The organism is Streptomyces sp. NPDC008079 (genome assembly GCF_042957385.1).
Lineage (GTDB): Bacteria > Actinomycetota > Actinomycetes > Streptomycetales > Streptomycetaceae > Actinacidiphila.
The window spans coordinates 802392-825254 of record NZ_JBIBIC010000001.1 but is presented as its reverse complement, the minus strand read 5'-3'; the positions used below and the strand labels follow the sequence as shown (position 1 = coordinate 825254).

17 protein-coding genes and 3 pseudogenes are annotated in these 22863 nt (G+C 71.2%); 7 read left to right on the top strand and 13 right to left on the bottom strand.

Annotation, left to right across the window (positions count from 1 at the left end; translation table 11 throughout):
• Nucleotides 1–69: 69 nt before the first annotated feature.
• Nucleotides 70–1011 (top strand): annotated as a pseudogene (locus ACFZAM_RS03605) (LysR family transcriptional regulator); the annotation flags it as partial.
• 159 nt (nucleotides 1012–1170) lie between these two features.
• Here the strand turns inward: ACFZAM_RS03605 and ACFZAM_RS03600 are convergent.
• Nucleotides 1171–1539: pseudogene (locus ACFZAM_RS03600) on the bottom strand (isocitrate lyase/phosphoenolpyruvate mutase family protein); the annotation flags it as partial.
• Between the two features lie 90 nt (nucleotides 1540–1629).
• Here ACFZAM_RS03600 and ACFZAM_RS03595 point away from each other — a divergent pair.
• Genes ACFZAM_RS03595 through ACFZAM_RS03585 form a run of 3 tightly spaced genes read left to right on the top strand, consistent with a single transcriptional unit; the run spans nucleotide 1630 to nucleotide 4382 of the window.
• A complete protein-coding gene (locus ACFZAM_RS03595; RefSeq protein ID WP_391042380.1) occupies nucleotides 1630–2049 on the top strand; it encodes a hypothetical protein in 420 nt (139 codons plus the stop codon).
• 6 nt (nucleotides 2050–2055) lie between these two features.
• Nucleotides 2056–3675, top strand: a complete 1620-nt coding sequence (locus tag ACFZAM_RS03590; RefSeq protein ID WP_391042379.1) for a hypothetical protein — start codon at nucleotides 2056–2058, stop codon at nucleotides 3673–3675.
• A gap of 5 nt (nucleotides 3676–3680) precedes the next feature.
• The gene (locus tag ACFZAM_RS03585) at nucleotides 3681–4382 is read left to right on the top strand and encodes a nucleotide-binding protein (protein ID WP_355336466.1); all 702 of its coding nucleotides are present in this window, start codon (nucleotides 3681–3683) and stop codon (nucleotides 4380–4382) included.
• A 104-nt stretch (nucleotides 4383–4486) separates the two neighbouring features.
• Here the strand turns inward: ACFZAM_RS03585 and ACFZAM_RS03580 are convergent, their stop codons facing one another.
• Nucleotides 4487–5317, bottom strand: coding sequence for a macro domain-containing protein (locus ACFZAM_RS03580; protein WP_391042378.1), 831 nt, complete (start codon nucleotides 5315–5317; stop codon nucleotides 4487–4489).
• A 322-nt stretch (nucleotides 5318–5639) separates the two neighbouring features.
• Between ACFZAM_RS03580 and ACFZAM_RS03575 the strand changes: the two genes are divergently transcribed.
• Nucleotides 5640–7106 (top strand): macro domain-containing protein, encoded by a 1467-nt coding sequence (locus tag ACFZAM_RS03575; protein WP_391042377.1) that lies wholly within the window; start codon nucleotides 5640–5642, stop codon nucleotides 7104–7106.
• A gap of 347 nt (nucleotides 7107–7453) precedes the next feature.
• Here the strand turns inward: ACFZAM_RS03575 and ACFZAM_RS03570 are convergent, their stop codons facing one another.
• The 3 genes from ACFZAM_RS03570 to ACFZAM_RS03560 are packed head-to-tail and all read right to left on the bottom strand — an operon-like array spanning nucleotide 7454 to nucleotide 9379.
• Nucleotides 7454–7834, bottom strand: a complete 381-nt coding sequence (locus tag ACFZAM_RS03570) for a roadblock/LC7 domain-containing protein (RefSeq protein WP_355336469.1) — start codon at nucleotides 7832–7834, stop codon at nucleotides 7454–7456.
• A 37-nt stretch (nucleotides 7835–7871) separates the two neighbouring features.
• The gene (locus tag ACFZAM_RS03565) at nucleotides 7872–8963 is read right to left on the bottom strand and encodes a hypothetical protein (protein ID WP_391042375.1); all 1092 of its coding nucleotides are present in this window, start codon (nucleotides 8961–8963) and stop codon (nucleotides 7872–7874) included.
• On the bottom strand, nucleotides 8960–9379 hold the full coding sequence (locus ACFZAM_RS03560) for a hypothetical protein (protein ID WP_391042374.1): 420 nt from the start codon (nucleotides 9377–9379) through the stop codon (nucleotides 8960–8962). The genes ACFZAM_RS03565 and ACFZAM_RS03560 overlap by 4 nt, the downstream gene beginning before the upstream one ends.
• A gap of 124 nt (nucleotides 9380–9503) precedes the next feature.
• Here ACFZAM_RS03560 and ACFZAM_RS03555 point away from each other — a divergent pair, with 124 nt between their 5' ends.
• Nucleotides 9504–9869, top strand: coding sequence for a hypothetical protein (locus ACFZAM_RS03555; RefSeq protein ID WP_355336472.1), 366 nt, complete (start codon nucleotides 9504–9506; stop codon nucleotides 9867–9869).
• A 512-nt stretch (nucleotides 9870–10381) separates the two neighbouring features.
• Here the strand turns inward: ACFZAM_RS03555 and ACFZAM_RS03550 are convergent.
• Nucleotides 10382–13609: a family 78 glycoside hydrolase catalytic domain gene (locus ACFZAM_RS03550; protein ID WP_391042372.1), complete on the bottom strand. Its 3228-nt coding sequence runs from the start codon at nucleotides 13607–13609 to the stop codon at nucleotides 10382–10384.
• Nucleotides 13610–13832: 223 nt separating this feature from the next.
• Between ACFZAM_RS03550 and ACFZAM_RS03545 the strand changes: the two are divergent.
• Nucleotides 13833–14271, top strand: a pseudogene (locus ACFZAM_RS03545) (hypothetical protein).
• Nucleotides 14272–14310: 39 nt separating this feature from the next.
• Here the strand turns inward: ACFZAM_RS03545 and ACFZAM_RS03540 are convergent.
• From ACFZAM_RS03540 to ACFZAM_RS03510, 7 genes are all read right to left on the bottom strand, one after another.
• Nucleotides 14311–15243 (bottom strand): hypothetical protein, encoded by a 933-nt coding sequence (locus ACFZAM_RS03540; protein WP_391042370.1) that lies wholly within the window; start codon nucleotides 15241–15243, stop codon nucleotides 14311–14313.
• The gene (locus tag ACFZAM_RS03535; protein ID WP_391042368.1) at nucleotides 15240–17381 is read right to left on the bottom strand and encodes a hypothetical protein; all 2142 of its coding nucleotides are present in this window, start codon (nucleotides 17379–17381) and stop codon (nucleotides 15240–15242) included. The genes ACFZAM_RS03540 and ACFZAM_RS03535 overlap by 4 nt, the downstream gene beginning before the upstream one ends.
• Entirely contained in the window at nucleotides 17378–18316 is a 939-nt protein-coding gene (locus ACFZAM_RS03530; RefSeq protein ID WP_391042366.1) for a hypothetical protein, read from the bottom strand. The genes ACFZAM_RS03535 and ACFZAM_RS03530 overlap by 4 nt, the downstream gene beginning before the upstream one ends.
• A 180-nt stretch (nucleotides 18317–18496) precedes the next feature.
• On the bottom strand, nucleotides 18497–19171 hold the full coding sequence (locus tag ACFZAM_RS03525; RefSeq protein WP_391042365.1) for a cyclic nucleotide-binding domain-containing protein: 675 nt from the start codon (nucleotides 19169–19171) through the stop codon (nucleotides 18497–18499).
• A gap of 130 nt (nucleotides 19172–19301) precedes the next feature.
• Nucleotides 19302–20750: an oxygenase MpaB family protein gene (locus tag ACFZAM_RS03520; protein WP_391043525.1), complete on the bottom strand. Its 1449-nt coding sequence runs from the start codon at nucleotides 20748–20750 to the stop codon at nucleotides 19302–19304.
• Nucleotides 20751–21154: 404 nt separating this feature from the next.
• The gene (gene uppS, locus ACFZAM_RS03515; protein ID WP_391043522.1) at nucleotides 21155–21877 is read right to left on the bottom strand and encodes a polyprenyl diphosphate synthase; all 723 of its coding nucleotides are present in this window, start codon (nucleotides 21875–21877) and stop codon (nucleotides 21155–21157) included.
• A 443-nt stretch (nucleotides 21878–22320) separates the two neighbouring features.
• Nucleotides 22321–22830, bottom strand: coding sequence for a signal peptidase II (locus ACFZAM_RS03510; RefSeq protein ID WP_355336475.1), 510 nt, complete (start codon nucleotides 22828–22830; stop codon nucleotides 22321–22323).
• Nucleotides 22831–22863: the final 33 nt, after the last annotated feature.

The window sequence follows — 22863 nt, the reverse complement described above, 5'->3', positions numbered from 1 at the left end:
CCCCGTTCGGTCCCTTCGACGGTAGGAACCCCCACCCCATTCCACCAGCGACTACATTTCATGTGACCCATGCAGAGAGGGAATGGCGTGCGCGACACCTTCGGTACGGACGCGCTGCGGCTGCTGCTCGCCGTCGCGGACACCGGCTCCTTCACCGCCGCCGCGCAGCGGCTCGCCTACACACAGTCCGCCGTCTCCCGCCGCGCCGCCGCGCTCGAACGGCAGGCGGGCGGACCGCTGTTCGTCCGTCTGCCGCGAGGCGTACGGCTGACGCCCGCAGGAGCGGCCCTGCACCGGCACGCCACCGAGGTGCTGGACCGACTGGCCCGCGCGGAAGCCGAGTTGGCCGCCATTCACGCGGGCCGGGGCGGCACCCTGCGCGTCGGCGCCTTCGCCACCGCGAACATCGCCCTCGTACCGGCCGCGCTGCGTGCCTTCACCCGCACGCGTCCCGACGTCGAGATCGTCGCGGTCGAGGGCCGCAGCGACGCGCTGGTCCAGCGCCTCGCGGACGGCGCGCTCGACATCGCCGTGGTCAGCGACTACCCGTCGGGCCTGCCGTCGGCCGAGGGCGTCACGACGGACGCGCTGCTGGCGGACGAGCTGTACGTGGGTCTGCCGCGCGACCACCGGCTGGCCGCGAGCGCGGATGCGGTCCGCCTCGGCGACCTGCGCGACGAGTCCTGGATTCAGGACGCGCCCGCCGGAGGGCACCCGGCCCTCCTGCTCGACGCCTGCGCGCAGGCGGGCTTCGCGCCGCGCAAGCTGATCCGCGTCGCGGAGTGGAGCGGGAAATTCGGCTACGTCGCCGCCGGGCTCGGCGTCGCCCTCGTGCCCTCCCTCGCGCTGTGGGCCGTCCCGCCCGACCTCGCCCTCCGCCCCCTGGCGCCCCCGTTCCCCCGCCGCACCGTCCACACCGCGCTTCCCCCGTCCCCCCTCCCCTCGGCCCGGCTCCTTGCGGACCTCCTCCGGGCGGCGGCCCGCCCCGCGACCCGGACGGGCGGACCGGGCCGAGTACGAACGCCCGCTCCCGGCAGCCCTGTTGACGACGGCGTTGAGCGCGCCGAAGTCCGCGCCGTGCGCCATCCCGAAGTGCCTTTCCTCGCCGAGGAGTTCCGCGGCAGCCCGCTGAGCTGCACCGCAGGCGGCCTGGACCAGGGCGGTGCCGACGCTGATCCGACGGACGCCGACGGCGGAGAAGTCGGCCCCTGACGGCGAGCCGGGACCGGCCATGACGTCGACGGGCAGCGGGCTGTCGCGGACGAGGGCCACCACGGCGGGCAGGTCGACGAGGCCGGGGACGAAGATCCTGTCGGCGCCGGGCTTCGGCGTACGCCGCCCGGCGCGAGGGAGTCCTCCAGGTTGACGCCGACGGCTCCGGCCACATCCGGACACGCTGCCACGCGCCCCGGAACGGGCCGCGTCCGGGCGGAATGGCTGACGTCCAGCCGGAGCGGGCGGCGTCCAGCCGGAACGGGCGGCGGAAGCAGATCGGAAGCGGTCCGGTTCTGGCCGGGGAAGCGGCGGCACTGGTCGCATCTGAGGTGTCAACAGCCCTTCCGCGCAGGCGCGTACGCCAGCGTGCCGAGCGGGATCGGGCGCACACCGCACCGACCGTTGGAGTGGTCCATGAGCGACCCCGGCCTCCCGTCCCCCGACCCGAATCCGTACCCGTATCCCAGATCCGCCGACCTGCCGGTGCCGCCATCGGCGCCGCCGTCCACACCGCCGTCCACACCCGTACCCGTACCCGTACGGGCCTCCGAACCGGCCTCCGTACCGGCGCAGTTCCCCATGCACGTGACCGCGCCCGGTCCGACGCCGTACCGGCACGTGGGCCTGATTCCGAGCGCCGGGCCCGCGCGCGGGTGGGGGCTGGTCGTCGCCGCCGCGCCCCTGCTGCTGATCGCGCTGATCGCCCTCGTCGCCGGCTCGGCGCTGCAACCGACGAGCGGCCTCACCTCCGGTGCGCGCACCGGCGTCAGCTCCGCCCACGGCGCGCCCGCACACCGCCCCGCCGCCGACGACCTGTTGAGAGCGGAGCGCTGAGCCGCCATGACCGTCACCCGGACCGTGCTCCCGCACACCGCCGAGCCCCCGCAGGCGCCGCCGGTGTCCCGCGCGTACGCCCGTACGAAGGCGACCCGTCTGCTGTCGGCGGGCACGTACCTCGACCCCGTCTACCGCGGCACCGTCATCAGGGAGTTGCTGCGCAACCGCTTCCGCGTGGTCGCGCCGTCCTACGGCTACGACAACGTGTCCGTCCTCGCGCACGCCCTCGCCGCCCGCCGACTGCGGCGTCTGCAACGGTGGTTGGGCGCCGGTTCGGTCGTCGCCGCGCTGATCCTGACCGCGAGCGGTGCGGTCAATCCCGTCATCGCCGTCCTGCTGGTGTTCTGGGCGCTGTGGGCGCTGGCGTACCTGCGCCGGATCGTGACCCTGAACATCCTGATGACGCGGCTGAAGGAGACCGGCACCGACGGCGGTTTCGACGGGGCGTACCCGGCGAACGCGCGCCTGACCGAGACCCTGATCCGCAAGATCGACCGGGAGCAGTCCGCCAGCGACAGCCTGGTCTTCTACGGCGGCTTCCGGCCGTTCGTCGGCGCGGGCGAACCGCTGCGCGACTGGGCGAACGCCCAACTCCTCATCGGAGCGCGGAAGCTGCGCCTGAAGTCGAGGGACCACGAGGGGAAGCGGGACGTCGAGGGGACGGCGCCGGGGCTCGACACCGACGAGCGCAAGCCGCTCCTGCCGTTCACCGTGGACAAGATCACCGCATACGTCGGCGAGCGGATGGCCGCCGAACTGCGCGACGGCGCGAAGCCGGGCGAGCGCATCGAGGGCCTGGCCGTCGAGCGGCGCCGCTTCACCACGGCGATCCGGACCAACGACCGCACCAGCGGCGAGGGTTGGTCCCGGCTGCCGGGCATCGGCGATCTGCCGGACCTGCACTGGCGCGAGGACTACGACTCGGCGCGCGAGTACCTGTGCGTGCGGATCGGCTCGTGGAACGAGGAGTTGGTGACCTCGATCTTCGTCGGCTTCGACCTCAAGGGGAACACTCTCCACACCGAGTTCTACCCGTACGTCCTCGGGCCGCTCGTGGAGGACTTCCACCTGGTCGACCGGCTGCCGGACGCCTTCGACGGGCGGCTGGCGGTGCGGGTGGCCTGGGACATGGTCAAGGCGACGCCGCGCTGGGGGTTCAGCCTGCTGCTCTCGCCGCTGCGGCTGCTGCCCGAGCGCTTCCTGCCGTCACCGCTGCGCTCCCTGGTCCGGCCCGGCCGCCGCGGCCCCAGTTCCATCCGGATCGGCACGAGCGTGACCTCGGTCGACAGCAGCGAATTCCGCCTGGGGCGTTACGTGACCAAGTCGGTCAACTGCGGCGCGCTGACCAGCGTGCGCGAGTTGGCGACGAACGACTACTACCACGCCTTCTTCCAGAAGTCCGACGCCGTGAAGTACACGCAGATCGTCGAGCGCCGTCTGCTGGAAATCATCCGGACGTTCCTGAACGACCACAATGTGGATCTCACCGACCACGACAGGGCGCAGAACAACATCCTCAACTACGAGGACAAGAGCATGCACGTCTCCGGCGACAACAACAGGAATTTCGGCTACGAGTACGCGCCGGGCAACGGCGGAACCGCGAACGGCCAAGGGGATTGAGCGGCATGGGCGACGAAATGGATCACCAGGACAAGCGCATGACCGTTTCCGGTTCCGGAAATGAGCACTTCGGGTACGAATACCGTCCTGTTCTGGCCGCCGCGCAGGAGCCGGCCGCCACCGGGACCGCGCGGCCGGACTCCCCGGCGCCGACGCCGTACGACGGCCTCCGCAGCCGCAACGTCTTCGTCGTGCACGGCCGGGACGAACAGGCGCGGCTCGCGATGTTCGGGCTGCTGCGGCGGCTCGACCTGCGCCCGTTGGAGTGGGAGGAGTTGGTGCGGGCGACCGGCAAGACCTCGCCCTACATCGGTGAGGTGATCGCGAACGCGCCGTCGCTCGCGCAGGCCGCGCTCGTGCTGCTCACCCCGGACGACACCGCCAAGCTGCACCCCGAACTCCTCGGTGACTACGAGCGGGTGGACGAGGTGCAGTACACCGGGCAGCCCCGGCAGAACGTGCTGATCGAGCTGGGGATGGTGCTGATGGCGTACCGCGCGCGCACGGTCATCGTCGAGGTGGGCCGGCTGCGGCACGCCACCGACATCGAGGGCCTCAACGTCATCCGCTTCGACGGTTCGCAGTCGTCGCTGGAGAAGGTCGTCGCCCGGCTGAAGGTGGCCGAGTGCCCGGTGGACGACAGCCGTTCCGACTGGCGCGACACGTCGTACTTCGAGAATCTGTCGGCCTATCGGCGGCTCGCCTGACACGCGGCCCGCCGGACACGCACCGCACGCAGGACGAAGCAGGGGGCGGCCGGAGACCGGCCGCCCCTTGTCGTACGGTCCGCACGCGCCATCCGGCGTCCGCCTTACGCGCGGTCGACGCCCGACGCCAACGTCCGCAGGAAAGCGGCCACTTCCGGCATGTTGACGCGCTCCAGGTCCGCGGACCGGACCACCACCCGCAGCTCACGGCAGACCGCGCCCTCGCGGGACCTGGCGATGAACGACATCAGGATCAGCCGCAACAGGCTGTCCTGGTCGAGGTAGTCGAGACGGGACAGCCCCGAACCGACCAGCGGCATCGCCACCGCCTCCAGGCGCACGTACCGACTCACCGTGTCCCAGAGCCGGTTGAGGCTGAACCAGAGGTCCTCCACGCTGGACGCGGCCACGTAGTCGTTGCCGATACGGCTGTACGCCGCCGCGAACGTCAGCCGCGGGCGGGTGCCGAGGACCGCCACCGTGCCGATCGGGTAGCGGTCCAGCTTGCCCAGCGGCTTGCGCACCCGGTCCTCGCGCGCGACGGGCGTCACCGCGCCGAGGGCCGCGTCCAACTCGGCGTCCAGGCGCGGGAGGTCGTCGTCGTAGCAGCGGGCGAGCAACTGCCCCTGGACGCTCGCCTCGTTGATGACCAGGCCGCCCTCGGGGGCGGTGTCGAAGGTGTCGGTGAAGCCGATCACGAGGTGCGCGGCCTGCTCGAACAGGTCGCCCTCCTCGACCACCACCGTCATGTCGGGGCGCCGGAACTCCTGCCGCACGCGCGTGACCGGCCGGGCCCTGCCGATGCCCCACAGCACGCAGGCCGCCACCGATGCCGCGGTCACCGGGGCCGGATCGGGAAAGCTCTGGGGAAAGAGCTGCCCCACGAACTGGAGGACCGCGGATATTCCGCCGAATGCCGCAATGGCATTGCGCACGAAGATCTGCCGGGCGCGCCGCGCCACACGCAACCGTAAGCGAGCGCGGAGCCGAGTCCGTAACACGGAACGCGACGGAGAACGCGACGGAGAACGCGGCGGGGGAAGCGACGGGGAACGCGGCCCGGTAGGCGATCCGCGCCGTAACCGCACGCGTAACCGCGCGCGCACGCGCATCCTGCGCCGCACCCCTGTCGGCGGGAGGGCCGGAACCGGGCCTGTGGGATCAGCGGAACTCATGGTTTTTCCAAGGCGGCTTGATAATCTGGCATTCGCCTCCGGGGGTTTGCGTCGAGGGAGGCGGAAACGGGTGGGGAAAGCAATGACGCACGTTCGGATAAATGTGCTGGGGCCCGTACTGCTCGAAGTCGACGGTCTTCCGGTACGGCTGACACCGCTCACGACCCGGCTGCTGGTCCGGCTGGTGGCCGCCGAGGGCGAGGCCGTTCCCGTACGTCAACTGCGCCGCGACGTCTGGGGGCTGGCCGACGAGCCGCGGCATCAGGCACAGCGCAATCGCAACGAGGTGCAAAAGCGTGTCCTGGAGTTGCGGCGCGCCCTCGACCCGGGTCAGGACGGCACGGCCGCCCGGCTGCTGCGGACCGAGCAGCAGGTCACCGTGGGCGGCGCGGAGACCGCGTACCGACTGGTGCCGCGCGCCGAGGAGTTGGACAGCGCGCGGTTCACGGCGGTCGTCGGCGAGGCGCTGCTCGCGCCGCCCGCGACCGCGGCCCACCGGCTGGCCGAGGCGTTGGGCATGGTGCGCGGACGGCCGCTTGCCGAGGTCAACGGGGAGGCGTTCGCCGTCGACTTCGTCCGGCGGCTCACCGCGCTCCAGGACTCCGCCCGGCGCGGCCTGGTCCGCTCCCGCACCGAACTCGGCCGCCCCGATCTCGCTCTGCCGGTGGCCGAGTTGATCGCCCGCGAGCATCCCGGCGACCCGGACGCGGTCCGCACGCTCGAAGCCCTGCGGACCGCCCTGCGCGCGCGGCACGGCGCCGAACTGCTGCGCCACGCGGTGCCGTTGCCCGGCCGACAAGTGGACGTCGTGCTCGTGCAGGGCGACCTGTTCGACCAGACGGACGCCAATCTGGTGGTCGGCTTCACCGACACCTTCGACACCGCGACCGACGAGGACGTCGTCATCAGCCGCGGCAGCGTCCAGGGCCAGCTCGTGGACCGGCTCTTCGCCGGCCAGCGCCGCCTGCTGGACGAGAAGCTGCGGGCCGGGCTGCGCGCGGTGCCCGCCGTCGGGACGGAGAGCAGCCGCGCCAAACCGCGCGGCCGGCGCGTGCGGTACCCGGTGGGCACGACCGTCGCCGTACCGGTGGACGGACGGCGGGTCTTCGCGACGGCGTATTCGCGGATCGGCAACGACCTCGTCGCGCACTCCGGCCATGACGACCTGCGGGCCAGCCTGGACAGCCTCTGGGCGTCGGTGGCCGTGCACGGCCTGTTCAAGCCGCTGGCCGTCCCGCTCATCGGCTCCGGACTCGCGCGCGTCACCGACCTCGACCGCGGTCAGCTCGCGGCCCTGATCGTCGACTCGTTCATCGGCGCGTGCCGTCGATACGCGGCGCTGACACCGGAGTTGCGGATCGTCATCAGGCCCGAGGACCTGGGCAGGACGGATCTGTCGCCGGTGGAGCGGCGGTTCGAGGAGCGGTACGGGGAGGCGGTGGCGGAGCCGGGTGGGCGGCCGGTGGTGGAGAGGGTCACGGAGGGGGCTGTTGCGGGGCGCGCGGAGAAGATCGCGGAGCCCTTCGCGGGGGCGGACCTGGCCGAGTGACGGCGGGTGCGTGGTCGTCGCCGCGACCGTGGCCGTGGCCGTAGCCGTAGCCGTACGCGTCCCCGAGCCCGTACCGTACGACCGGCTGTACCCGCCCATCTGCCCGTCCCCGTCCCGCCCGAGGCGTCGGCCCGGCCGGCCGCGCACACCTCAGTCGACCGCGGCGGGCGCTTCCGCGGGTACCCGCCGGGCGCTTCCGCCCCGCTTCCGATGCGGGGCGATGTCGGAGCCGCGTCCGTGTCGGTGTCGGGGCCGGTGTCAGGACCGTGTCGGTGTCCGGACCGTGTCGGGCGGTGTCGGACCGTGTCGGGCGGTGTCGGGCCTGGATGTCGGCCGGGCCGAAGGCGTCAGGCGGCGCTGAGGAGGGAGACGAGGTGGTCGACCGTCGCCGGGGACTCGCGGTGGAGGCCCGGCAGATCGAGTCCCTCGTCGGCGAGGATCACCAACAGGGCGTGCTCGCCTACGGACAGGACGACGATGTAGCCGCCGTTGCAGCGGACGACGACGTCGCGCAGCCCGCCGAGACCGACCTCCGCCGCCGTGCGGCGGCCGACGCCGAGGCTCGCGGCGGCGAGCGCCGCCACCGACTCGGGCTGCACGGTCGCGGTGTCGGCGGCCACGAGCAGCCCGTCCGAGGTGGAGATCACCGTTTCGTTGACGCCCATCACGCGTTCACGCAGGGACTTGAGCGAAGCGACGAGCGCTTCGTAAGGGGCGGCACTGGTCATGGTGCACTCTCCTCGGGCAGGCCGGTCGCTGTCCCGCTCACGGCAACAGGTTGTTCTGTGACGGGTGGTTCGGTGACGAGTGATGGGGGTGACCGGGCGGCTTGCGCTCCGACGGCGGTCGTGTGGACGGCAGTTGGCCGCCGGGCTGGCGGCGCGGAAGCGGCCTGTCGTCGGCGCCCGGCGGCGGCGGTGACTGCCGGTCGGCGGCCCGCGCGGTCAGCAGCGGGCGCGGCGCGAGCGGGTCGTCGTCGCGCGCGGCGGCCCTGCGGGTCGCGATCCTGGCCAGGTCGAGCATCACCGGGTACACCCCGCGCCCCAGCGCGAACGCGAGATCACGCGGTGTGCGGCGGCCGTTGGCGGCGAGCAGCAGCGTACGGCCGCGCTCGCCGATACGGTCCGCGTCGGACCTGGCCTCCGCGCGGACCGCGCCGCGCGCGAACTCCCCTACGGACGGCACTATTTCGCGCAGCGTCCGCAGCCGCAGCGCCGTCTCCTCGGTCAGGCGGGCGGGCTCCTGGCCGGGCCAGGCGGCCAGTTCGGGGCCGCGTGCGGGACCGTGTCCCGGGCCGCGTTCCGGGTCGGTGCGCCAGCCGGTCACCGGTTGCAGGGCCATCGCGAAGGCGCCGTCGAAGAGCGCGGCGGTGCAGACGACGAACAGCTCCGCCGCCGTAACCGATCCGCGTGCGGTCAACACCGCGCCCAGTTCGCCGTTTTCGGGGAGCGCGGCCAGCGCGGCCTCCCACTCCCGCTCGTCGATCCGCCCGGACTTCAGCAGCAGCGACCGGGCGGAGGGGGCGGCGGGTGTCTCGACGGCGCCGACCAGTCCTTCGCGGAGGAAGAGGGTGCCGCCGGGGCCGCCTTCGACGGTGACGGCTCCGGTGAAGCGCTCCTGGCGGAGCTGGGCGAGGAGGGCGGGGACGTTCCGGGGCACGCGCAGCTCGGGGTCGGAGTCGGAGTCGGGCGAGGGATCGGGCTCGGCGTCGGGGTGGTCGAGGACCGGGGCGTCGGAGCGCGCGGGGGCGGGGGACGGAATCTCCCGCTCGGACCCTGCCCAGGGCTCGGACTTGGGCTCGGACACGGACACGGACACGGACACGTCGTCGGGCTCGGTCCCGCTGTCAGCCGTCATGCGAACAGGCCCTCGGCGGCCGTGGCGATGTGCCGGGCGGCCAGCGCCAGATTGGTGTCGGCGCGGTCGAGCACCGTGGAGATCAGCACCGGGTCGCCCTGCCGGGCCACGACCCGCACGACGTGGTACGTCCGCCGCCCGGTCACCACCACGCTCTCCAACTCGCCCTCCGCTCCCGCCTCGTGCAGCCCGTCCTCGATGAGGCTCAGCAGACGGCAGACCTCAGGTCCGTTTCCGGCCACCGCGCAGTCCCCGCTCTCGGCGTATGTGAGACCGGTCACCGCGTCGACCAGGGCCGCACCGGACGTCCCGGACGCACCCGAGGTCCCAGCAGTCCCTGACGTCCCGGCAGCGGAAAGGACTTCGCCGAGCACCGACTCCAGCGCGTCCACAGGCACCCCTTCACTTTCGAACACCTGGCAGAGTACTTTAACGCCGAACTCTTTCACCTGTGATCGCGCATAGCTGTTTTCCGCTCACGCCGATCCTCGCCCGTACGGTCCGCGACACCCATGGACCTGCACAACCAAGGGAATTCCCGTGAACATTGAGTCGGCACTCAAAGAAGCGATGTCCGTCGAAGGCGCCATCGGGGTCGCGCTCGTCGACTACGAGAGCGGCATGGCGCTCGGCACGCTCGGCGGCGGCCGGGGCCTGGACCTGGAGGTGGCGGCGGCGGGCAACACCGAGGTCGTACGCGCCAAGGTCCGCACGCTGTCGATGCTCGCCATCGACGACACGATCGAGGACATCCTCATCACGCTGGGCACCCAGTACCACCTGATCCGCCTGCTCGGCAGCAGCACCGGCTCGCTCTTCCTCTACCTCGCGCTCGACCGGAGCCGGGCCAACCTCGCCCTGGCGCGGCACGTGCTCAAGCAGGTCGAGAACGGCCTGGAGGTCTGAGCCCCACCGGCTCCATCCGCTCCACCTGCTCTACCTGCTCCACCTGCTCCATCCGCCGCGTCGGGTCCACCGGCTCCCCGGGGTCCACCGGCACCCCCGGCACCCCCGGCACCCCAGGCCCTGCCGGACGGAATATGCGGACGGAATTTGCCCGTCGGTGAATTTCCGCCCGCCGAATTCCCTTTTCCCTCAGCCCGGCCCCAACGGGCCCCAACCGGCCTCAGCCAAAACATCCACCCCGCCCGTCACACGGTCGACAGATTCCGCGGGACGGTGTTTTGGCATGCGCCATGCCGCATACACATGTAGGGCGGCGCCCCGCCACGCACGGGAAATCCATTTCTCCCGCCCCCGGCCCTGGCCCCACTTTCCCCACGGGAACCACCTCGCGCGGCCCCCTCACCGGCCCCTGCCGCCGTGGCCGGATATCGCCGCCTCGGCGGCAAGCCGGTGCCGCCGGGCCGCTCCGCCGTCGCGCCGCCCCGCAGTCGCGCCGCCCCGCCGCTCCGCCGTCAGCCGGCGACGCGGAAGACGTAGTCGCCGGACCCGACCTCGTAGGCGGCGTAGCCGTCCTTCAGGCCGGTGAACCGGGCGTCGGAGGGGGCGTGGACGGCGGCGCGGGTGCGGGCGGGGACCAGGATCTGGGCCGTGGCGCCCACGGGGACGGTCGCGCGGAGCGTGAAGCGGCCGTGGCCGAAGGTCCAGGAGGAGGCCACGCGGCCGAGCGGGGACTCGACGTGAGCGGAGGCTTCGGTGAGGTCGCCGACCGGGTGGGGCCGGATCGTGACCCGGGTGTAGCCGGGCGCGGCGGGCTCGATGCCCGCGACGCGCTGGTAGAGCCAGTCGTCGACCGTGCCGAGGAAGGCGTGGTCGTGGGAGCGTGACGTGTCCTGCCACTCCTCCCACATGGTCGTGGCGCCGAGGCCCTGGAACCAGTAACCCCAGCCGGGGTAGGTGGGGTTGGTGGCGACATCGTAGGCGAGGTCGCCGTTGCCGGTGTCGGTGAGGACGGGGAGGATCAACTTGGTGCCGAGCGCACCGGTGTTGAGGTGGCGGCCACGGGTCCTGATGTCGTTCGTGAGGTTGGCGACGACGGCCGCGCGCTCGGACGCGGGGACGATGCCGAGGCTGAGCGGCAGCAGGTTGGACGTCTGCCGGTAGCCCGCGTCCTTGTTGTCGTAGTACGCCTTCGCCTTGGCGTCGTAGAAGTTCGCGTTGATGGCGTTCGCCGTCGTCGTCGCGAAGGCGTCGAAGTGCGCGGCGTCGGCGCCGTGTCCGAGGACGCGGGCGATCCTGGCCATCATGGTGGCCGTCTGGTGGATGTACGCGGTGCCCGAGAGCCGGGTGCCCTCCGGCGGGAACGCGGCGCCGGGCGCGACCCAGTCGCCGTAGCTGAAACCGGTGTAGACGTTGCCCGTCTTCGCGACGGTCTGCTCGTAGTGGTCGAGCCACAGCTTCATCGCGGCGTAGTTGTCCGCCAGCGGGCGGATGTCGCCGTAGTACCAGTACAGATCCCAGTTGATCAGCACGAAACTCGCCGACCAGACCGGGTCGTTCACGCCCTTGGCGCCGACGGTGCCGGGCACGGTGTGGCCGAGCGTGCCGTCCGCGTTCTGGTCGTCGCGGTGGGCGCGCATCCAGTTCTCGTAGAAGTTCTCCATGTCGAAGTTGGCGATGGCGGAGTCGGCGGTGAGGTGCGCGTCCGCGTCGTACGGCCGCTTCTCGTACATCGGGGTGTCGGTCGGGATCGAGTGCAGGTTGTTCAGCGTCGTGTTCGCCTGGGCGTCCTGGAAGCGGTTGAGCAGGTCGCTCGAACTGCTGAAGTCGCCGGTGGCGGTGACCGCCGTGTGCACCCGCTCGCCCTTGACGGAGGTGACGGTGACGCCCGCGGGCGCGGCGACCTGTACGTAGCGGAAGCCGTCGTAGCTGTAGCTGGGGCGGTAACTCTCGCCGCTCGCCGCGCCCTTGAGCGTGTACGTGTACGTCTGGAGCCCGGCGTTGTCGACCGTGCCGTCGGCGAGCAGCTTCTCGCCGTACGTGATCGTGACGACGGATCCGGCGGGGCCGCGGAGCGCGGTGTCCGCCCAACCCGCCGTGGGCGAGGCGAAGTCGTACACTTTGACGGTGCTCGTCGCGTCGCTCCTGGGCGTGGTGACCTGCTTGACCGGGAGGGTGCCGGTCACCTTGATCGGCGGGAACGCCTGCGCGCGGAGGGTGCCGCCCGGGGCGGTGACGGGGAGCGCGGGCTTCCAGGCGGTGGCGTCGAACCCCGGCTTGTTCCAGCCGGGTTGTTCGAGCCGCGCGTCGTACGTCTCGCCGTACAGGACGGATTCGGTGCGCGTCGGGCCGTCGGCGGCCTGCCAACTGCCGTCGCTGGTCACCTGTTGGGTGCTGCCGTCGGTGTAGGTGATGTCGAGTTCGAGCTTCAGCTTCGGCTCGCTGTGCCAGGGCGAGGCGTTCCACTCGTCGGGGTTCGTCATCGCGTAGTACCCGCGGCCGAGGCTCACGCCGAGCGTGTTGCCGCCGCCGCGCAGGGACTTGGTGACGTCATACGTCGCGTACAGCACCGTCTTGTCGTAGACGGTGAAGGCCGGGTCGAGTTCGTGGTCGCCGACGCGCTGTCCGTTGAGGTAGAGCTTGTAGTAGCCGAGCCCGGCGACGTAGGCGCGGGCGGACGCGACCTTCTTGGGGCGCTGGGCCTTGCCCTTCGCGCCGCCGGTGGTGAAGTCCTTGCGCAGCAGCGGCTCGGGCGGGCTCGGGACGCTGACCGAGCTGTACCAGGGCGCGTCGCCGTAATGCGCGGCCTCCAGGGCCGCGGGCCAGGCCGCGTCGTCGAAGTCCGGCTGCTGCCAGCCGGTCGGCGCGGTGTCGCTCGCCTTCCAGGCGGCGTCGGTGACGAGGTCGGGCGGGACGCCCGCCGAGCCGTCGATGTGCAGCGTGCCGATCACCCCGGCCGGGCCGGGGAAGGTGTTGACGGCCTGGACCGCGATGACGTTACGGCCGGGCCGCAGGTCGGCCGCGATGTCCGTGACGGTGGCCGTGCTCCAGGAGTTGCTGACCTGCGGCGAGCGCGCGATCTCCTTGCCGTTGACGTAGAGGACGAAGCTGTCGTCGGCCGTCAGCTCGAACGGGGCCGCCGTGACGGCGGCGTTGGCGGGGAGGTCGACGGTGCGGCGGAAGTACCGCGTGGCCGCGGGCGCCGAGTCGGCCGGTTTGCCCTCCGGGTACCAGATCCAGTCCGCGCCGGTGAGCGTCGTGGTCGCCGGTTTCGTCGGCGAGCCGATCCAACCGCCCTTGAACTGGCCCGGATTGAGGAACGCCGTCTCGAACGAGGCCGGTTGGCTCCACCGCGACACCTTGTGCGCCCCGTCCCAGACCCGCACGCGCCAGAAGTACCGCGTCTGCGACCGCAGTTGCCGTCCCGCGTACTCGACATCGAAGGACTGCGCCGAGCGCACCTCGCCGCTGTCCCACACATCCACGCGGCCGTCGCGCGTGCTCGACACCGCGATCTCGTACGCCGTCTGCCTGGCGCCGTGCGCGCCGCCGTTCGCGCTCAGCGTCCACCCGAGCCGCGGCTTGGCCTCGTCCACCCCGAGCGGCTCGGTCTGATGCTCCACCGTCAACCCCCCGGCCCGCACCCCGCCGCCCCCGCCGCCGTGCCCGGCCCCACCGGCCTGCGCGGGCGCCACCCCCACGACCACCAAGCTCAGCACCGCCGTCACCACACGCACGATCACCGGGGTCTCCTCTGCATCTCTGCTTCGGCACGATCTCCCCATGCGTCGACCCTACGCGTCGCCCACGAAAAAATCGTTTCAAGTCCGTGGCCGCGAACCTAAGCGGCCACCCACCGAAGGGTCAAGAGCCCCAACACAAAGCATCAACCCCACCCAATTGAAACGTATTTGAAACCCTGACACCCCCACCCATCCCCCCACCTCCACCGCCTACCGTGCAGCCATGACCGCCGCCGCCCCGCACCCCCGCCCGCTGCTCTTCCTCGACGTCGACGGACCGCTCATCCCCTTCGGCGCGACGCGTAAGCAGCTCCCGGACGGCTACCCGACCTACACGAGCCAGCTCGGGCCCGACGCCAACCCCCTGCCGGCACGGGTCAACCCCGCCCTGGGCGCCCGCCTGAGCGCCCTGCCGTGCGAGCTGGTGTGGGCCACCACCTGGGAATCCGAGGCCAACATCTCCCTCTCCCCGCTCCTCGGCCTCCCCCAGCTCCCCTTCGTCTCCTGGCCCGACCCCTCCGAAAGCCACGACATCCCCGGCCTCCACGGGAAGACCCGCCCCCACCCTGCTCCACCGCGTCGACCCCCACCACGGCCTCACGGCCACGGACTTCGCGGCGCTCGACGAGTGGCTGAGCCGACTGCCCGACAGGGGCGAGTGATGGGGCCGTGCCCAGAGTGCCAAGTCCGCCTGACGGGTCCTACGACCTCCACGCCGAGTCTCCTGGAGCGTCCACGGGCGCCGCGGCCTGCGCGCGGCGAACTCGGTCCAACGTCTCCTCGCCGTGCGGCACACCAGTCGCACTGAGGATCTCCGCGAACTTGACGCCGATGAAGGCTCGATGAGTTCCCGTCAGTTCTCGGAGCATCGACGCCAAGGAGTGCTCCCAACTGTCCGAGGCATCGAGCAACCCCTGGTGATCCACAGTCCATTGCAGGACGTCCTTGGCTTGGTCCGGGTGGTAAAGCAGCCACAGAGCCGCCAGGCCGTGGGGACCCCCGCCCACAACGTCGCGATAGAACCGGTACGCCTCGTGCTGGTCCGCCCCCCACAGCGACGGCAGCGCGGGCGGGGCCGGTGGCGGCGACAGGGCCGGGCGCCCCGGCCGGAAGCGGAAGGAGACGCCCAATGGATCCAGGCGGTAGGGCTTACCGGGATCATGGCGCCCCGAACTGAAGGGGGAAGGGCTCGCGTCGGACAGGCCGGGCCAGACGCCACTGAGCGAGGCGCTTTCGACGATCCGCCGGACCATCTCGTCCTCGGTGAGGGCGAGTCGGGCGACCACGGCGGGATCGCTCACCCACCATGCCAGGCCCTGGGGATACGTTCGGCCGGACTCGCCGCCCGAATCCCGACCGCGAGTCCGCGGTTCCACCTGGCACTCGCGTACTCGCAGCGACACCCATCGCGCGTCGCTCGCAGGCGCTCGCCAGGCGCTCATCAGGCCGAGCCGAGGGTGCCAGCCCACCGGCGCGCGGTCCTTCGGGTAGGCGACGAGGTCCTCCCCGTTCGGGTCCAACAGCACGAGTGCGCGGGCCTGGACGGCGCGACTCCACCGGAGTGCGATCAGGCACGACAGCGCTGAGGAGGTGGGCATTTCGACCAGCGGCTCGTAGACCTGCGACTCGTTCATGTGCGACTCCATTCGGCAGGACCGACGGCAGAGTGGGCGTGGTACCAAGTGAGGAGAAAGGCGACAACACCCGGCCGCCCGGTGGATTCGGCGGCGAGAGTTTCGAGCAAGGCGGCCAGCGCGACGCGGTGGCGACTGTCGGGCGATTCACCGACGGCCGTCAGCGCCGCTGACATCACTGTGTCCGTGCCCGGACTCTCCAACGCCGCCATCACCAGGGGAACCAATGCCTCCGGCTGCTCCACGACCAGTTCGGAGAGCCGCAGCTTGAGAGCGCCGGTGCGCTGACCACCGTCGACGGCGCTGCGGCCGAGTTGTTCCATTACGTACACGGCGTAGGCATGGTGGCCGGTGCCGACCTGCGCGGTGGACCATTCGGCCAGTCGACGCAGTACCGGATCCCGGTTTGCCGACTCCGTCAGCAGGGCCCTCAGCGCGAAGGACACGGCCGCGTAGAGTCTCCTGACGGTCTCCTGCTCGACGGGGCCGTCGAGCACCTTGTGCAGCAGTTGCAGGGCGGTACCCGGGCGACCCAGGCCAAAGCTGCCCGCGCAGGTCTCCGCCACTGTGCAGCGGAGATTGACATCGACGACCCGACTCCAGTCCCGCACCTGTGACGTCACCCTGCCGACCATCTGTTCGTTCTGCGCCGCCTCGCCGAGGGCGTATGCCGCCAGCCGGCGGTGCCAGCGCAGGCCCGACTTCGCGAACGCCTGGAGCGGCTGGAGCGGCCTGGTACCGGTGGCATGGCAGAGAACCCGCCCGATCGACCGCCCGGCGGTCAGGTCGTATCCGGGCTGGTACTCCCGGCTGAGAAGGACCGCGCAAAGGTGGGTTTCCATGCCCGCCCGATCCCACCAGAGTTGCCGCAGCACCTGGTCCGCACGGTGCCTGGCCGGGAAGTCGACAGCTTGGGACCAGTAGTTGGAACTGTCGCCGGGGACCAGTCGGCGTGGCAGGAGTCGCGCCTCCACACACGCCAGCCGACTTTCGAAGCTTGGTCCCAGCACGTTCGGCGGCCGGGCGCCGTGGACATCGGGCACAAGCACATCGCGGACACGCGTACGGTCGCCGTCGAGGTCGACGGCTCGGTCATGCGTGGTGTCCCACCTACCGAGGCGCTCGCGCAGCGCCGCCGCGTACGTCTGTACCGACTGGCGGTCCTCCCCGTGCAGAAGGGCGACCGCCGCGAGCAGTGCCAGTTCGTCCGGCTTACCGGCCACCTGGTCCAGAGATTGGCACACCTCGTCCGCGCCGCCCTGACTCAGGTTGGTGACAGCCTCCTCCACTGATTGGGCGCCGGCCGCCACGGCTCGCAGTTCCTCGGCGACATCCACCCCGGACTGCGGAAGTTGGTCCGCGTCGAGGTATCCGGCGAACACCGGGTCATCGAGGTACGACCAGGCGGAGGAGAGGTGATCCGGCGACAACTCACCCGATTCCACGGCGGACTTCAGGTGTCCTGCGGCGACGTCGTACGCCCGCGGACGCACATGGTCCACCAGCCGATTTCGCGCTTTCACCGACTGGGCGAGATCGTCGTCCACCACGATCACCAAAGCGGCTCCGGCGTGGACCAGATGACCGGCCATCGCGCTCAGCACGACATCGTTGAGCGCGTCGACGGTCTGCGGTGTGGCGCCCGCGAGGATGTAGCCACGCGGTGCGGACGGACGCCAGCGGGCCAGGTCCTGTCCGGCATCGAGGCCGGTGATGCCGTCGGCGCCGAACCGCTCACGGAGCAGGGCGAACGCCGCGGTGGCCGCACCAGCGCCGCGGGCGCCCCGCAACAGGAGAACGCGGTCCTCCAGCACCGCACGGCATCGGGGATACGACGGGGGCTCGACAAAACCGCGCAGCCGGTCCTCGATCTCCGCTGCGGAGTATGCGCCTTCGCGTAGCCGTGGGGTGAGGATGTTCTCGGCTGCTTCTTCGCCGTCGCGGAAGATGAGAAGATTCAGGTCTCGTCCCACATTGCCCATGTGAGCTGCGGCACCGGCGCCCACCTGCTGCCGATTGCCCTGGTACGAAGCCGACCCGGCGGGCTGGGGCGCCGGGTCGGAGCCGTCCTCGGCCCGAGGGTGCGGTATGTCCCACTCGCCGCGCACTTCGTGCGCGTCTGCGGTTTCCGCGGTCACCGGTCGTCCTCGGCACCGCCGCCGACGTGCTTGGAGCCGGAGACGTTGTCGCCGCTGCCCCAGTGCTGGTTGGCTGCGCGATGGGTTGTGGACCGACCCGTGAAGTTGAAGTCCCCGCCCACACCCCCCATGAGCGCGGCGCTGCCGTCTCCCACTTCCTGGCTGTTGCGGTGATACGTGGCCGCCGGTGGCACACCCGGCGTTGCCGAAGCGGCCGGGGCACCAACCGCTGCGTCAGCGCTGTCGGCAGAGGGGGCCTCTTTGAGCTCCTCCCTCGCCGGAACTCCCGCACTGAGCAGGTTCCCGGATGGCGAAGGGACATAGAGCCAAGCCCGCTGGGCGAAGTTCTTGCCGTCCACTGTCGCGGGCACCTCCGTGCAGCGGTCCGGGTGCAACTGTGTGTATCCCCCGATTACGGCATCCTCATAGACACGGTTGGAGAGGATCGCGACAACGTGCGTGGTCTGCTCGCTGGCATTGGCGAGCATCGCCTTGACCTGCCGGGAGTCCAGCAACCTGTGTGTGTCGTTGCGAGGGGTGCCGTTGCCGTCGCCCGGGGCGTCCGCGTCCGGCACCGGACCGACGTGCACGCTGGCCCGCAGCCTGATCCGCGGCCCCACCTCGGAGCTGTTGTACTGACCGAGAATCTCGTCGAGTACGGGCAGGAACGGCCAGAGAACATAGGGCAGATGTATCGGGTCGAAGCCGAAGACGATGCCGTCGCCCGTACTCGCCGGGAATCGCTTCGCGTCCCTCAAGTCCTTGAGCTCCGCCTTTTCCAGTGCGCGATCGACGAGTTCGGGAATCAGCTCACTCACCGGGGCGTGCAGAACGGACGGAAGTCCGGTGAAGTCCTTCGCGTCGACCGCGAGGAGGGCGCGGTAGGGAGGCAACGGTCGGCTCTGCGACCAGGGGGCGGGAACGGTCACGCTCACAGGTGTGCTCCTGACGTCGGACGGATGCTCTGGACGGTGCAACTGCCGGTTGGCGGCCGACTCCCAGCATTCGCGTACGTCTTGAGCCGTTCTGCACAGCGCAGGGCACTCCGCGAGTGACCGCGGTCACAGCGGACACGTCTCCTTCAAGGGCTGACCGCAGAGCGGGCCGACGGGACGTCAGGCCGTATCGGCCCACGTCCGTAACCCGTCCAGGTCCTTGATCACGATCGACCGTCGCGCCGTCTCCACTGCGCCGGCGTCACGTAAGGTGCGCAGCGCCACGCCCACGGCGTTCCTGGTCACTCCGATGGACTGGGCGAGTTCTTCCTGCGTGAGGCCGGTCAACCGGACCGGCAAGTCCGGCTGTGCCGTGGCCGGTACTGATATCGGTCGACCGTGGCCCGAGCCCGCCAGTTCGACCAGTCGCACCAACGTGCGCGCGAGGCGGGTCACCAGGGGAAGGGTGAGCAACTCGGCGCGCAGCAGATCCGATTCACGCAGCCGGTGCATGGCTTGGCGCATCAGGTCGATCACCAGCCCATGCCGCTCGACGTAGGCACGGAAGCGCTCGGCCTCCAGGACCACCGCCGTGCACGGGCTGAGCGCGATCACATCGGCGATCCGCGTCCTGCCGTCAAAGACCGACACCTCGCCCAGCAGGTCACCCGGTCCGCGGAAGGCGAGCAGTGTCGTGACCCCCTGATGGTCCCGGCTCACAACCTTCGCGATTCCGGTGGTGAGAGCCAGAAGATGTGTCCCGGGATCGCCCTGCCGCAGCATCACGCTGCGCGGGCGAAACCGCCGTGTCGTCCCTTGGCTCATGACGTCGCGCCACGGCTCCGCTGGCAGCACGGGGACCTTCCCTCGAACCGACGAACCTGTACATGCGATCACGGACCGGGGCCGTGGCGTCACAGAAGGTTCTACTCCCGGAACGCGACAGATGTAAGCGGGCGTCGAACGGTTCCCCGCGTGGGGGATGTCAGGCGTCGGCGAGGAGGGGGTCGTAGGGGGTGGAGCGGTGGCGGGCGGACATGAAGGTGAGGAAGTCGGTGATGAAGGCGGAGCGGGTGTAGGTGGAGGCGGTGGCCGGGACGGTGCGGGTGAAGGCGGTGCGGAAGAGGGCGCGGTATTCGGTGGCGTCGATGGTCTGGTTGCCGTCCTTGTCGGTGACGTCGAAGAGGACTTCGGCGACGCGGATGAGGGCGGGGCCCGCGAGGGTGGGGGCGGCGGCGGTGTATTCGGCTCTGCTGACGCGGCCGTCGCCGTCGGTGTCGAGGGCGGACTGGAGTTCGCGCCACCAGTCGGCGTAGGCGTTGTAGAGCTTGGTCTCCTGGGGCTCGTCGAGGTCGAGGCGGGAGGACAACTCGCGGGCCATGGCGGCGAGATCGGGCCAGTCGAGGAAGCCGTCGCCGGTCTGGTCGAGGACTTCGGTGAAGAACTCGTCGGCGCTGCGCCGCGATCCGCCCGTGGCGGAGGCGCCGGTGGCGGTGGGGCCGTCGTCGGCGGACTCGCGCTGGGCGGGGAAGGGCGTGACGAGGCGGATGAAGGCGCCCGCCTGCTTCATACGGTCGCGCACGGCGGTGACCGTGGCGTAGGCGGGGTCGTCGCTGTCGGAGGTGAGGGCCATCAGGTTGGTGAGGGTCTCGGTCCTGATCCAGCCCTCGGGGAGGAAGCGGGCCAGGCCGGCGGCCATGTAGGCGCCCTGCATCAGCGTCTGGGCGCCGGGGATCTCGGGCAGACCGGCGCGGCGGCGGAAGGGCTCGGGGAGGGACGCGACGGTGATCTGCCCGATGACGGGCCCGGCGAGCGCGCGGCCCGCCGCCCAGACGGTGGGCAGGCCGTCCAGCAGGGGCGGCGCGGGGAGGTGGTCGAAGAGCTTGTAGAGGATGATGCGCAGCGCCTCGGTGTTCTCCAGCTTCTCCTCGACCATGCGGTCGAAGTACTGCCAGAACTCCGGAAGTGTGGCGGGCAGTTGACCCGTCGGGTCCCCCAAGGCACCGAGGAACGCCTGGAATTCGGCGTAGAGCTGCTCCATCGTCGTCTGGTCGAGCGGCTGCCCGCTCAGCCGGCACATCGTGACCGAACTCTCGAAGAGCGTCGCGACCACCCACGCGCGGACCTCGGGGTCCATCGCGTCGTACGGACGGTGCCGGGCGTCGGCGCCGTTGAGCCGCGCGTGCAGGCGGTTGAGGCGCGCCGCCTCCCGCTGCCGTACCGCGTCGTCCGCGCCGAACATCCGCTGGAGGCTCACGAGGGTGTTGCGCAGCCGCCGCCACGGGTGCGCGACGAAGGTGGAGTTGTCGGCCAGGGCCGCGCCGATCTGCGGGTGCGCCGCCTCCAGGACCGTCGCCCTGATCACCGCCAGGCCCCAGCGGGGGTCGTTGAAGAAGCGGTGGAACTGGGAGTCGGGGCCGAAGAGGGATTCGATCCGCGGGGCGGGCGCCGCCGGAGGTGGCCCTGCGGGCGGCTTGACCGGGTCCGGTGCTACGGGGTCGGGTGCTACGGCGGCGGGCGCTACGGGGTCGGGTCCTACGGCGTCCGGTGCTACGGCGTCCGGCTTCGACGCTCTCGGCTTCACCGGCTTCACCTGCTTCACCGGTTGCACCGGCTTCGGCTTCACGGCCCTCGGTTTGACGGCCCGCGGTTCGACGACGTCCGGCTTCGCGGCCCGCGTCTTCACCGCTTTCCGCTTCGCCGCGTCCGGCTTCACGGTGCCGACCGCCTCGGCCGCCCCGGTCGCCCCGGCCGCCCCAGTCACGCCGGTCGCCCCGGCCGCCCGCGAACGCACGCGCTTGGAAGGCCGGTTGATGCTGCTGCTACTGCCTGTCTCCGTCACGTGCGGGACTCTCCGTTCGCGTGCGGCGGCACGCCGCCGAAGCGGCGCTTGCGTTGCTGGTACGTGTGCAGGCACTCCAGGAAGTGCGGCGCGCGGAAGTCGGGCCAGAGCACCGAGGGGAAGGTCCATTCCGCGTAAGCGACTTGCCAGAGCATGAAGTTGGAGATGCGCTGTTCACCGGAGGTCCGGATCACGAGGTCGACGTCGGGTGTGTCGGGGAAGGGCAGGTGTGCGGCGAAGTGGCTCTCGTCCACGGCGTCGGCGGACACCCCGCTGCGGATCAGGGAGCGGGCCGCCTCGACGATGTCGCCGCGTCCGCCGTGGTCGAACGCGACGGTCAGGGTCATGCGGCGGTTCGTGCGGGTGAGTGTCATCAGGTCGGCGAAGTCGCGGGCCAGCGGGGCCGGGATTCTCGGGTCGGCGACGCCGAGGAAGCGGCAGCGGATGCCGCGCGCGTGCAGCAGTGCCGCGTGTTTGCGTACGACGCGGCGCACCAGGCGCATCAGGTAGTCGACCTCGTTGCTCGGGCGGCTCCAGTTCTCGGTGGAGAACGCGTACAGGCTCAGCCACTCCACCCCGGCTCCGCGCGCCGCCTCGATGACGTCGATCACCGTCGTCTCCGCCGCGCGGTGGCCCGCCGTCCGCGGCAGCGAACGGCTCTCCGCCCAGCGGCCGTTCCCGTCCATCACACACGCGACGTGCCGCGGGGCCGGGGTCAGTGACGTGGCCCGTCGCGGCTGTCTGCCCACGCGGACTCCGGTGTCCCATACGACCGAAGTGCCGCTGTCTCGCTCCACCGTCACAGGTGCCCCCGGCCGTCACCGTCACCGCAATTGGATCAACACCTCACAGAGTCCTGGCACTTGGCCTCCGGCACATCCCGATCCGCGCATATTCACCCATGGCACGCCAGTCCGATTCCCCGCCTCCGCGACACGCGGGCGGAGGCACACCGGGGCGCGCGGAGACAGCGCCGTCTGACTCCCTGACCCCCTGCTCCCTGGTCCCTGACCAGGACATACGTGGCACGTAAAGGAGAGGCCGCGCCAAGAGGCCGCAAAAGGACGGGGCCGCGTCAAGGCGAGGCCGCGCCAAGAGGCCGCAAAAGGACGGCCCCGCGTCCAGACCGGGACGCGCGTCAAGACGGCGACCCGCCAGGGGGCTACGCGCTGCCCACCGCGTCCGGCTCTCCGGCAGGAGATTTGGCGGCGCGCATCGGAACGCCGCGGAAGGCCTGGACGAGGACGAAGAGGGCGCCGGCCGTGACGCACTGGTCGGCGAGGTTGAAGATGCCGCCGTTGCCGACCTGGATGAAGTCGAGGACGGCGCCGCGGCCGAAGGCGGGGGTGCGGAAGAGCCGGTCGGCGAGGTTGCCGCCCGCGCCCGCGAAGAGGAAGCCGAGGCCGAGGGCCCAGCCGGTGGAGCGGACGGCGGGGGCGACGCGGGCGATGAAGACGAGGACGCAGAGGGCGAGGAAGGTGAAGACGAGGGTGGCGCGGGGTGCGAAGGAACCGGCCGCGCCGGAGTTGCGGATGGCGGTGAAGGTCACAGCGCCGCCGAACGCGTGGCTGGCCTCGTGCCCCTCGACCACGACCGCCGCGACGGCCTTCGTGGTCTGGTCCACCACGAGCCCGACGGCCGCGGTCGCCCACAGCAGGTACGTACGCCGCACCGCACACCTCCCGATCCCAGCCCCGTCCCCCAT